The 11800-nt window shown below is 35.8% G+C and carries 17 protein-coding genes; 16 read left to right on the top strand and 1 reads right to left on the bottom strand.

What is annotated here, in order from left to right:
• Window positions 1–7: 7 nt before the first annotated feature.
• The gene (locus tag COMX_RS03790) at window positions 8–265 is read right to left on the bottom strand and encodes an Arc family DNA-binding protein (protein ID WP_034337176.1); all 258 of its coding nucleotides are present in this window, start codon (window positions 263–265) and stop codon (window positions 8–10) included.
• 47 nt (window positions 266–312) lie between these two features.
• On the opposite strand from COMX_RS03790, the gene COMX_RS11445 reads away from it, so the two are divergent.
• The 16 genes from COMX_RS11445 to COMX_RS03710 all read left to right on the top strand — a co-directional run bounded on the left by COMX_RS11445 (window position 313) and on the right by COMX_RS03710 (window position 11764).
• The gene (locus COMX_RS11445) at window positions 313–519 is read left to right on the top strand and encodes an Arc family DNA-binding protein (RefSeq protein ID WP_034337173.1); all 207 of its coding nucleotides are present in this window, start codon (window positions 313–315) and stop codon (window positions 517–519) included.
• Window positions 520–653: 134 nt separating this feature from the next.
• The gene (locus COMX_RS10595; RefSeq protein WP_200867602.1) at window positions 654–1424 is read left to right on the top strand and encodes an ORF6N domain-containing protein; all 771 of its coding nucleotides are present in this window, start codon (window positions 654–656) and stop codon (window positions 1422–1424) included.
• 11 nt (window positions 1425–1435) lie between these two features.
• Window positions 1436–1735, top strand: a complete 300-nt coding sequence (locus COMX_RS03775) for a hypothetical protein (protein ID WP_034337170.1) — start codon at window positions 1436–1438, stop codon at window positions 1733–1735.
• 10 nt (window positions 1736–1745) lie between these two features.
• Window positions 1746–2015, top strand: coding sequence for a hypothetical protein (locus COMX_RS03770; protein ID WP_034337167.1), 270 nt, complete (start codon window positions 1746–1748; stop codon window positions 2013–2015).
• 62 nt (window positions 2016–2077) lie between these two features.
• Window positions 2078–2809 carry a phage baseplate protein gene (locus COMX_RS03765; RefSeq protein ID WP_034337165.1) on the top strand — a complete coding sequence of 244 codons (732 nt, stop codon included), beginning with the start codon at window positions 2078–2080 and terminating at the stop codon, window positions 2807–2809.
• Window positions 2809–3123, top strand: a complete 315-nt coding sequence (locus COMX_RS03760; RefSeq protein WP_034337164.1) for a phage baseplate plug family protein — start codon at window positions 2809–2811, stop codon at window positions 3121–3123. Before COMX_RS03765 ends, COMX_RS03760 begins: the two co-directional genes overlap by 1 nt.
• A gap of 1 nt (window position 3124) precedes the next feature.
• Complete coding sequence (locus tag COMX_RS03755) at window positions 3125–3484, top strand: hypothetical protein (protein ID WP_034337162.1); 360 nt, start codon at window positions 3125–3127, stop codon at window positions 3482–3484.
• A complete protein-coding gene (locus COMX_RS03750; RefSeq protein WP_051461840.1) occupies window positions 3459–4727 on the top strand; it encodes a baseplate J/gp47 family protein in 1269 nt (422 codons plus the stop codon). The genes COMX_RS03755 and COMX_RS03750 overlap by 26 nt, the downstream gene beginning before the upstream one ends.
• Entirely contained in the window at window positions 4720–5400 is a 681-nt protein-coding gene (locus COMX_RS03745) for a DUF2612 domain-containing protein (protein WP_034337159.1), read from the top strand. Before COMX_RS03750 ends, COMX_RS03745 begins: the two co-directional genes overlap by 8 nt.
• Before the next feature lie 8 nt (window positions 5401–5408).
• Window positions 5409–6767, top strand: coding sequence for a hypothetical protein (locus COMX_RS10590; RefSeq protein ID WP_051461839.1), 1359 nt, complete (start codon window positions 5409–5411; stop codon window positions 6765–6767).
• Window positions 6768–6777: 10 nt separating this feature from the next.
• Window positions 6778–7266, top strand: a complete 489-nt coding sequence (locus COMX_RS03735) for a phage fiber-tail adaptor protein (RefSeq protein WP_034337156.1) — start codon at window positions 6778–6780, stop codon at window positions 7264–7266.
• Window positions 7267–7740, top strand: a complete 474-nt coding sequence (locus COMX_RS03730) for a hypothetical protein (RefSeq protein ID WP_034337153.1) — start codon at window positions 7267–7269, stop codon at window positions 7738–7740.
• Window positions 7727–8938, top strand: coding sequence for a hypothetical protein (locus tag COMX_RS11185; RefSeq protein ID WP_051461838.1), 1212 nt, complete (start codon window positions 7727–7729; stop codon window positions 8936–8938). Before COMX_RS03730 ends, COMX_RS11185 begins: the two co-directional genes overlap by 14 nt.
• Window positions 8939–8962: 24 nt before the next feature.
• Window positions 8963–10024, top strand: a complete 1062-nt coding sequence (locus COMX_RS03720) for a tail fiber domain-containing protein (protein WP_034337151.1) — start codon at window positions 8963–8965, stop codon at window positions 10022–10024.
• A gap of 11 nt (window positions 10025–10035) precedes the next feature.
• Window positions 10036–10428: a hypothetical protein gene (locus COMX_RS03715; protein WP_034337148.1), complete on the top strand. Its 393-nt coding sequence runs from the start codon at window positions 10036–10038 to the stop codon at window positions 10426–10428.
• Window positions 10421–11764 carry a CotH kinase family protein gene (locus COMX_RS03710; RefSeq protein WP_051461837.1) on the top strand — a complete coding sequence of 448 codons (1344 nt, stop codon included), beginning with the start codon at window positions 10421–10423 and terminating at the stop codon, window positions 11762–11764. Before COMX_RS03715 ends, COMX_RS03710 begins: the two co-directional genes overlap by 8 nt.
• Window positions 11765–11800 lie beyond the last annotated feature (36 nt).

Below are 11800 nucleotides of genomic sequence, written 5' to 3'. Positions count from 1 at the left end.
GGGTTATTTAATCGTAATCGATTCCCAAATTGTTTTGGCGACGTAATTCATCAAATTCATCTCTGATAGATTCATTTCCATATTTCGTATCAAAAACAAGATTTTCTAAAGCAGATAACCTTTCGTTGGTATCAGAAAAAGATTGCTCTAGTCGATCTAATATTTCAGCCGTAAGCGAGCGTCTTTTTTGAGATGCTTCGTGTTCTAGTTTCTCCCTCATATAATCAGGGAGTCTAAGTTTAAATAAAGGATCAGCTCTTTTCATAATTTTTTCTATAGCATTTTTTTTTTAATAGTGATATAGGTTACATTATGGTATACAATATATACCATATAATATTATGGGAATTTATTATGGATACAAAAACTACATGTCATAGCATCAGACTACCTATTGAATTGAAAAAATGGGTTAAAGATAAAGCTGACGAGGAACGTAGATCGCTTAATAGTCAATTTGTTTATTATATTGATCAGGCGAGAAAAAATGAGAAAAAGGTCGTAATGAATGAAAACTGAAACGATCTTAACAACAGACAATAAAAAAGCAGCAGAAACACTTTGGACGGTCGCTTCTGCTGCTTTTCTTAATCGCTATTCCAAAGAAAAGGAAAATAGCTGTGAGTAATATTAATAGCATAAAAATTGTAAATGTGGGAGAAATTTCTCTTCCAATCACTGAATATAAAAAACAACGTGTAATTACGTTGAATATGATGGATGAAGTTCATCAGAGAGTAGATGGTACAGCGCGTCGTAATTTCAATAAAAATAAATCTAGATTAATAGCAGGTGAAGATTACTTCGATATTAGGCAAGCGAACGAAATTCGTACGCTTGGTTTTGCAAGAAATGACGGTAGCGTTCCCGAAAAAATTATTCTCTTAACTGAAACTGGTTATTTGATGCTGGTAAAATCTTTTACAGATGAATTGGCATGGAAAGTTCAACGGGAGTTGGTTTCACATTATTTCCGAGTTCAGCAAGAGGCTATGGTTACTTCATCAAACCAATTGGGTGGTATCGTCAAAGGGATTGTGAATAAATCTTTACTTCCGATTAAGGAACAATTTGAAACACAGATCAAAGCGTTATGTGAGGAAATTCGGTTTCTTAAATCAAGTTATGACCCATCTGGAGCGTTTGTAACTGATTATAAGCCGATTGTTGAGTTTTTAAAGGATATGAAGATTCCACAAAAGGGTCGCCGTAGATTAGTTTATAAATGTACGCATCGCTGTAGAAGGTATTTATTATCTGTTGGTAAAGGAAACTTGGTGCGTCCAAGCCGTGAGACTGGTCGTTGGCTGTATCATGTTGATGGTGTAAATGAATGGCTTAAATATGAGGGACATGCTGTAATTGCATTTCATATGGATAAGCTGATCGGCCAAGGTCGTTTACAACTCGTTTCACAATTTTAGAAGTATTCATTATGACAAAAAAGACATTTAAATTCACAGCTCGTGATAACACTAACCCTCTTTTAACAGAAGAAGATTTTCAATGGCTGGATTTCAGTGAAGCTGCCTTGGCATTAATTAATGATACCGAAGATCATATTGATGATGAGAGTGTTTTAAATATGATCTCTGATTATAAAATTACATATGATTCTGGGACAGATTTTAGATTAAAAGCTGCACAAAAAGCATTAGCATTGCAACCTCAAACACCTTTAAATCGTTTGTTAATGGTTACTTTGCAAGACTTCCAACGTTATCTTAAAATATGAGGAGGATAACATGGCTATTTCTGCTTGTGTTGATTTCGAGGTTGTTAAACAACAAAATGTTATTCGTTATAAGCAAGATCATCTTTTTAAATGGTTTACTTATAATTTAAGACCTGCTGCTCAGATGGTCGAAGAATCTATTCAAGAGATTTTCCAACTTGTTGGCGAACTTGAAGACGATGACAAAGATATGAGGCTTGGTGCTTTAAAGGAAAGGATTGAGCTTATGCTGGGTCTTATCCAAGAAAAAGCTACAGATGCCAGAAGATTAGCAGGTTAACTATTATAAGAATTAACAAACAACGAAGCCACCCACGCGGTGGCTTTTTTATTGGAAAAATCATGGCAAGTATTGGAATAAGCACAGTTGCGGGGTCTGCATTACAGGCAAAAGGGTGGCAATTAATCAATGATCTGGTTAATCGCAACACACAAGTTGGATTATTCAACAAAGACGGTAATCCGTTTTATATTCCTGTAAATCCTGTTTTTATTGCTGTTGCCCCTGATAATGCAGATACAACAAATGTTCCTAATACTGGCAATGCTGGGGTCGCTGGTAAGGTTTACGATGCTTTAACTGGTTCTATGGAATCCTTTAAAAAATCATTATCAGTTAATACACAAGTTGAAGCTGGCGTTGTTCAATTAAACTACAGCAATCCAACAGAGATCACAGATGCCCCATTAATGGCAGGACAGTTTATGTCTTATAACAAAGTTGTCCGACCGATTACTGCAAATGTGAATTATGTTGTTACAGGAACAGAAAAACAAAGGAAATATTTCGAAAAAGCTTTGAAAAAAGCTCGAGCTTCCTTGCAGTTATTCACTTTACATACAGTCGAGTTATCCATTCCTTATGTGAATATTATTGATTTTTCTATAACCCGAGGGCCTGAAAGCCAGCAAATGTATAATGCGTCTATTTCGGTAAGAGAAGTTGTTCAAAAGGCTAACGCCACATCACTTGGTTATGCGACGGCTGGAAGTGGCACGAGTAAAGATCAAGGGCAGTTGCAAACGGAAAAGGCAAGCGGTGTTCAAGAGCAATCAGCAAAGAAAAAACCATAATGCAAATTATAAGTCTAGCTAAGGTTGATAATCAATTTTTCACAATCCCTTTTCAAAACGAAGATTATCAATTTCAATTAAGAGATACTTTAACAACAGGCGTTTTTCTTGATGTTTATCGTTTTAATGTACCATTAATAATGGGAATATTGTGCATTGATCGGGTTCATTTAATTAGATCAAAATATAAAGAATTCCCTGGTGATTTAATGTTTATTGATGATCAGGGATTTGATGATCCTCAATTTACTTATTTCGGTGATCGTTTCCAACTGGCTTATTTAACACCTGATGAATTAACAATAGGCAATTAATATGAATTTATTATTAACAGAAGATTGGGATATTTTTGTTGATGGCACAGGTCAATTAGCTGTTACGCCATCAATAGAATACGATATTGCTCAACAGGTTGCTAATGAAATCAAGTTATTTGAAGGTGAGGGTTGGTTTGATCGTTCACAGGGAATGCCACATTTTACCAAGACTTTTGAAGCTAATCCAAACTGGTCATTGATTAAGCAAATATTTACACAACATGTTGAAGCTGTTGACGGCGTTATAGAAAGTGAAATCGATTTTTACCTAGATAAAGACCGTGCATTACACGGGGTAATCTATACCACAACAACCAAAGGAACCTTGGCAAATGTCATCAATAACTTATCATACTAATGTTCCGACATTAACATGGACAGATGATGGGATCACGTTACCAGAGCCAGACGCTATTTTAAACGGTTTTATTCAAGATGTGCAAAACGCTTTCCCAGATGCCGTATTGTATGATTCTAATGGAAAGTTTTTACTCTCCACACCTTGGGGGCAATTAATTACTTCATGGGCTGCGGTTGTTTTAGATAAAAACAACCAGATTGCATTTTATGCTAATCAAGTTGATCCATCTTATGCAATGGGTCGGATGCAGGATGGTATAGGGCGTATTTACTTTATTGAACGCAGACCAGCAACTTATACAGAGGTTGTTGGTGTTTGTCGTGGTGGTATAAGCGTCCTTATTCCCAAAGGAACTTACGTTGCAGATAGTGCAAATAACAAATACAGGGCCAAGCAAGATTATACAATCGGTGATGATGGAACGGTCAATGTAACGTTTATATGTGAAACAAAAGGGGCGATTGAATGCCCAGCTAATTCGCTCTCTATGTATGAAATTATAACTGGGTGGGATAGTGTATCCAATCCAAAAGCAGGGGTCGTCGGACGTAATTTAGAAAGCCAACAGCAATTTGAACAAAGACGCAGACAATCGGTAGCTGGGAATAGTGTAAATAGCGTTGATAGTATTATGTCGGCTTTATTAACATTAACTGATGCAAATGGAAATCCTGTTTGTCAAGATGTCTATGTAACAGAGAATAATTTATCTGAAGGTATTACTAATGGTTCTGTATTCTTAAAGCCACATTCGATTTATATCTGTGTGGCAGCATTAGATAGCCAAGAAAACGAACAGTTCATTGCAAAAACTATATGGAATAAAAAACCTCCTGGATGCGCTATGACAGGAGATAAAGTGGTTACTATTGAAGATGATAGCGGTCTTTACTCAACGGCGCCTACTTATAAAATTACCTATTCTTATGCAGTTTCTGTCCCAATTTTTTTTCAGATTGTAATGGCGCGTTCGCAAGATCAACCAAAAAATGCTGCCGATCAAATTAAAAATGCTGTTTACAATGCGTTTACTGGTGAAGATGGATCAATCAGACCTAGAATTGGATCACGAATATTAGCCTCTGATTTTTTCCGTCCAGTATTGGCAATAGGGAATTGGGCAAGAGTGATCAGTATTCAAATTGCTAGAGACGGGATGTATAGCAACTCTATTTCTATGGGAATTGATGAAATCCCTACTTTAACAAAAGACAATATCACGGTGATTTTTAATGGCTAGTAATTTGGTATTTGATCCTGATAATCCACCACCTTGTCTTAATCCTGATATAACGGTTATTGCTCAATATGCCAATTCACCCAATATATTAACTTTAATTCATAATTTTAGTTTAAATATCAAGGTGTGCGGGTTTTTTACAGATTTTTACAATAATATTTGGAACCTTAATACCGCTAATGCCCACGGTTTAGATATTTGGGGAATTATCGTTGGGGTCAATCGAACGGTCAAGACATTTACGGGGTTCTTTTGGGGGTTTAACGAGGAAACGCTTTTACTTGCGCGGCCTTATCATGACATTACTGGTTATAATGATAGCTTAACGAATGATGAGGACCGCAGAACAGCCATTGGAACGTTTAGAGATTTTCAGGAATTAGAAGGAGAGATTACTTTTAATGATGAGAATTTTCGAAAGCTTATTTGGGCAAAGGCTCATGCGAATATCGGTAATTATACCTCGTCTGATCTAAATAAAATCTTGATGCTGCTCTTTGGTGACAAAGAAAAAGGACATGAGCTTTATGTCCAAGACAATCAAGATATGAGCATGACGATAGTATTTAACTTTCTACCCACGAGCGATGAAGTGGCAATAATTCTTAACGCAGGAATATTATTTAAACCTGCGGGTGTTGAATTAAAAGTTGATTTTCAAATAAAAAATTGAGGTTTTAAATGTCTTTAACAAGACCAGATCCTTTTTTGTCAAAGTGGGCAGAAAATGGGGAACGCTATGATGTGCCTAATTCTGGTGCTGATACGGCAAAAGGTAAGGCTGATATTCAAACAGGCTTTCCAGAAATTACGATGAAATCTGTTTTAAATGGCGGTGTTCCGCCGTGGGGTCAAGATCATAATGGTATTTTATATAAAATAACTGAGGGTGTTCAATGGACACAAGCCGGTGGTACTTATATATATGACAAAAACTTTTGCGACACGATTGGCGGTTATCCGCTTGGTGCAAAAATTAAATCAACCATTTATAACTATGTTACTTTTATTAATATGAAAGAGGGAAACAAAGAAAATCCTAACGATTATACTACCCCTAATGAGTTTTGGCTGAGCGATGCAAAAAAAGGAAATGGTTGGGCGATTTTAACGATACCCAGTTCAGACAATAGTATCACCTATTATACCAGTGATTTCAAGTTTGCAACGACAGTGGCAGGCAACAAAACAGAATTATTTGTTCGGCCATCATTCGATGGCAGCAATTTCCTTAAAATAGAAGGTAGTAATAAACCTTATCAGAATGTTCAAGCGGCTATTAATGACATAGCAGATGGTGGAACGGCCACTATTCATATTTATTATCCAGATGGTCCGTATTATACAACACCCGATAATACAAGTAATGCCAATACGGATAACCAATATTGGAACATAGGGAATAAAAATATTACTCTTGATATTTATGGTAATGACGACCTTGATAAAATAGGTAAAGAAATTACGGATAATTTTAAACCATATAATAAATATGTTTTTAAGGAGTATGAAAGACTTAAGGTTTATATGCCCTCTTATACCTCTCATAGTTCTTGCGTTGCCTCGGGGATTGTTGGGAGTGGTAATTTAAACATCTCTGGGATAGAGTTGATTGTCATAGACCAAGTTGTCGGCGGCGATTTTAATGGAGCCTTTATAAACCCTTTAAAACTTGATGCACATGGTTGTATTTTTTCAAATATTGGGGTTTACCCTGCTATTTGGGGCGGATGGGGTGGAAACACAACATCTGTTAAAATAGATCAATGTCAATTTAATACGAAAGATGGATCTGGTCATTTCTTTTGGTTGTCTTCAGATATTTTAAGCTTAACAGTTTTGGAAACATTTAATCAATTAGAAGATTTCTCTTATGAGTTTTTTGCTTCGAATAGTAAAGATTTTTTAGGAAAAGCATCATCTTATCTTGATTTTAAATTAGTAAAAACAGGATACACCACAAGCGATGGTAAAGGAGCAATTTATACGCCTCAGGGGTTAAATACGTATTTACCTTTAACTATAGATATTGAACTTTAGAGGTCGATTCATGGAACTTTTATCACAATATACTTTAAGCCCATATCGTAATTATAAGGTTTCTAAGCGCACGAACAAGGGCATTGCTACTTTCCCAACCAAAACAGTTTCGACTTATTTAGATTATAGTGTGGATTTCAGTCGAAAGTTGCAAGATGATGAACGGGTTTTATCTGGAAGTGTTGCGATTACCAATGGTTTTGGTTTAACGATTGAAGCAGTTGTCTGTAATGGCCCTTATTTAACGGCGTTTATCAGTGGGGGCAATTCCAACAATAGCTATTACTTGACCTTTGAAGCACAAACAAATCTAGGTGGCAGCTTTGTTCAAGACCTCATTTTGCCAGTTATTGGTAAAAAGGAGAATATACAAGAAAAATATTCTTTTTGGGCATTTACTGAAAAGATTAAACCACCCAATACAAGACCGCCTTTAAATGCAATCAGGATTAATGACCGTTATCTGTTAAATGATAGCGGTTTTTTTATGGGGATTTAAATGACAGAAAAAAAATGTTGTGATTGCAGTCCTTTAAATAATTTCACTTCATGCGATGAACAATCAGAAGTTTCTTCCGACGGCGTAGAAATTATAAGTAATGCGAACTCAATTTTAACGACAGATGAAATATTAATCATTCGTAAGAATTGTAAAGGAATGCGCGTTTATCAGGCATCTTTGAATGATTTATCACCAGAAACAGCTTTGTTTATTTTGTCTAAAGCGGTTCAAGCAATGCCACAAGAAGATGTAGGGGATGGTTACACCTTATGGAATGATGATGGCTTTATACGTGTTTCTGGTGGTGTTGAAAGCCAAGGTCGAATGAGTGCCAAAGCATTGTCGCTTTCCTTGATGGAATTATACAAAAAACTACCAACACAAAACCCAAATGATGGAAGTCCTTGGAATAACTCAGGGTTTATCATGCAAGGCACTCATGTAAAAGGAAATGAAAATGGGTCTGACTAATAATGTGATTATCCCAGGTGGATGTTTAAAAAATCAAAAAATTGAATTAAAATGTAAAGCACCTGATGAAAAGCTTCCATATTTCTTTTCAATGGCTAATCAACTTTTACCAGATGAAGAGATCCTTCAGGTAGTAGGTCAGCCAGGAGGAAGTAGTAATGTTGAGATTACAGACTATGTAAAGAACGTAAATACATTTAATTGTATGATTTCTGGTGGCCGAATGGGTATTAACGTCCCTATCAGGTTTATCATGACAACAAATCGAGGCTCCCGATATAGTTTTGTTTGTTTTTTACCAATTAGACAGCAAGGAACCTTAATAAAGAATGATTGCGATGAAATAGGTGTGTTTGATAACTCCTCTCCAGTTGGAACTATTGTTGTTAATTCAACGACAACATTACCCCCTGGTCAAAAAGCTAATGTTACAAATGTTGGTACATCCACAGCAGCTTTTTTGAACTTCGAAATTCCACAAGGTGATGAAGGAAAAGCAGCTACTATTGAGATTGGAAAGGTTACAACAGGTGAGCCTGGAAGTAATGCGGCTGTAGTTAATTCTGGCTCATCATCAAATGCCATTTTAAATTTTACTTTACCAACAGGGAAAGATGGCGAGGTTCAAACCGTTAAAATCGGAGAAACCAAGACACTGCCTGCTGGACATGATGCCACTGTTGAAGCAACTACGGAAAATAATGTCGTAACTTTAAACTTTGGCATTCCAAGTGGAACCACGGGCGAAGCTGGTCAATATATTCTTAATATTGGTGAAATTACAACACTAGCACCAGATCAACAAGCGACTGCAACAATTACTAGTGATGGGAAAGGTAATCATTCCTTAAATCTAGGTATCCCACAAGGTAAAGTTGGACAACAAGGCAATTCAATTTCCACTTTATCATTTTCTAAAGATAAAATTGTGACAACATTGTCAGACGGATCAACTTTAGAAACTATTCCACAAGGTATTTACACTCTACATGGAATTGTAATTGCTCCCGATAATATTGGGGAGCTTCCTGATGACTTGGTTTTAAATGGTAATATTTATACCGCCCCAGACGCTTATTTGAATGGAAGCAAAAAACTCCCAGAGGGTTTATCTCTCAATTCAAATATCGTGATGACTGACGGTTCTGTCTATTTCCCAACAACAATCAACAATAACGGCGTTCTTTGCGCTGCTTAATTTAATTGAAAAGGACTAATAAAAATGGCCGATACAAACACAATGGGTAAACCTATCAATCTTGATCTTTCTGCATGTTCTGCAAGTAATGATGGAGGGAAAACACTAAAAACATTGTCTCAGTTGGTTACTGATATTAACAATAATACTACTCATCAAATTAACACTGATGAATTGAAAAAAAAAGTAGATAATAATACTGATGCTATTCAAAATGTTAAAGAACAAGCGGATAAAACAGATAAAAAAGTTGATGGTTTAACAAAAAAAGTTGATGAGTTAAGCCCTGATTCTTCTTATGTTGCTAAGAACACAGCATTCCAAGCAAAAGGATATTTACCATTAGACGCGAATGGTCAATTTGTGGGGCCAAATCCAAGAACTGACAATGTTGTTTTTAGTAGTTGGGGTTATAAGTTTGATGTAAATGGTAATGCAGTTGGTTCGAATTCATCACAAATTCTTAATAAATACCAAGTTGCAGCAAATAACGCTGGAACTAGCGTATCTCAAGAGGGTAGATTTGTTTACACTTCTGCGTATGATAAAACCATAGCAAAGGGTAGATTTGCTTTTGATGCAGAGACAGTTGACTCCTTGTCTGGTAATATAAATTTAGGGTCGACGACTAATCCTTGGAATAATATTTATTCAAAAACAGCTCTTACTGTAACTTCTGATAAAAATGTAAAAACTGAGGTTCAATTAGAAGAAAATATTGCGAATCTATTGTTTGAGAAGTTAGAGGCAAAAACATTTACATTAAATGAAGTAGTTGCAGAAAAGGGGGATGAAGCCCGTATTCATACTGGGTATTTTGCTCAAGATGTAGCGCAAATTTTACATGACGGTGGTGTCGAACCTTCTTTAATTGCTATGTGGATTCAAAATAAAAATGAAACTACTCAATTGATAGAAAAAGAAGACGGAAGTTTTGAAGAAACCACAGGAAAGATTATTGATAAACAAGGTTTAGAGTTTATTCAATCTTTACGCTATGAAGAAATATTGGTTGCCTTATTACAAGGTGCAAAGAATAAAATTTCAACGTTAGAAACCCGTTTAGCTGCACTTGAACAAAGATAAGGTGACTAATTATGAACAATTCGAAAAAATTTATTGGCAGCAAAGGTGAAATTTTATACGGGTATCAAATTGTTGACCGTTTGAATTCGGGTTGTCCTTCTCTTCCGATGAATATTAATGGTAATACAGAGCTTAATTTTGCAAATGTTGGAGATATTTCTTATATTTGTTCAATTACAGGTCAATCAAAAATTACCATAAAACCTGGAAAAAAGGGGCAACTCCAAAGAATGACCCTGTTAATTGTTAATAATGCTAATAATTCTGTTGTAACCTTTTCTGAAAACGTCATTACAGGGAAAGATAACCTTTATATTCAATCAACAATAGGTTCTTTTTCAGTAGTTGAATTTATTTATGACGGATATTTGAAAATTTTTGGAAGGTCTCTAATCAATGGCTGAGACTGGATTTATTAATAATGGCAGTCTTGTTCAATACGGACAAGGTAACACAAGTGATAGTTGGGATTATTTGATTGAGGACAAAGCGCCTTTAAGGATATTAATCTCTGGGGATTTGCCGAACTCTAAAGACGGCAGTTCTATGAATTGTAGCTTTTATTCTGGGACAATTCCCTTATTTTCTGCGGCTGGAACGTGGGGAATACAAGGTCAATCTAGCGTTAATTCCTCAAAGAAAAATTGGAAACTTAAATTAATTAATCCAAAAACAGGAAAAAAATTAAAAGTTAAGTTTGGTGATTGGTTTCCCTCAAGCTCTATTACTTTAAAAGGGTATGGCACAGATAGAACCCTTTTGCGTGACACGACCACAACAAGATTGTGGCGTAACATGTATTCTACGCACTTTAATGGTTTGTTATCGTCTGATCGTAATTATAACTATTTCAAAGATAAAAATTGTGCCTCGATGACCTCTGCGCTGTTCACAACAGATGGTTCACCTGTTGAGCTATACTTTAATGACCAATTTTTAGGTATGTATGTCATTCGATCTGATGTTGATAACGATACATTTTTGATGGATCCAGACAACCCTAATCATATTCAAACTCAACCACAAAAAGCATCTAATTTTTGGCTTTCTGGGAAATATACACAAAGTGAATGGGATTTTTATTGCCCAGGAACGGTTACGGCTGACACAACTCAAAAATTACAAGATTTTATCACTTGGGCCTGCGGCTGTGTTAATGGAACAATTGATTTACGTTCTACATACCATGATCACATAGATTTAAAATCATGGATTGATTATATTCTTTTATGTGAAGTTAGCGCATCTTATGATTCAATTCAGAATAATTTTGAGATGGCGACATGGAACGGAACAGACGCAAACCCAATTTGGTCTATTTTTCCATATGATGAAGATGAAACCTTTGGGATTGTTTATGGAAAAACAACAATCGCTCAAACAGATCCTCTAACTATTGGTTGGGTGATGAGAGAAAAGGGCAATATTGGTAATCAACATCCAGTATTCTTTGAAAAAATATTAGATACTTTTTGGGGCGAAGTAAGAGATCGATATTATTATCTTCGTTCGAATAAAATACTGGATACCTTTACTTTTGATCAAATGATTAAATCGCAAGTGGATTTAATTAACCCTAAATCCTTAGAGCAAGATTTGAAGTTATGGAGTGCTACGGGACAGACAGGGTTTGGTACGGGATTAGATGTTTCTGATTACGGTCGAAAATGGTCATTTGTCTACATCAAAAACTTTTTCTCTGATCGTTTAAAATGGCTGGACCAACAATTTAATATTTAAAACAACAATCAGGCATGAGAACGGGGCGCATCAAGC

Origin of the sequence: Commensalibacter papalotli (ex Servin-Garciduenas et al. 2014) (genome assembly GCF_000527695.1) — a bacterium.
GTDB classification, from domain to species: domain Bacteria; phylum Pseudomonadota; class Alphaproteobacteria; order Acetobacterales; family Acetobacteraceae; genus Commensalibacter; species Commensalibacter papalotli.
The sequence above is the reverse complement of the archived record's forward strand: the minus strand, read 5'-3'. Positions and strand labels throughout refer to the sequence as shown.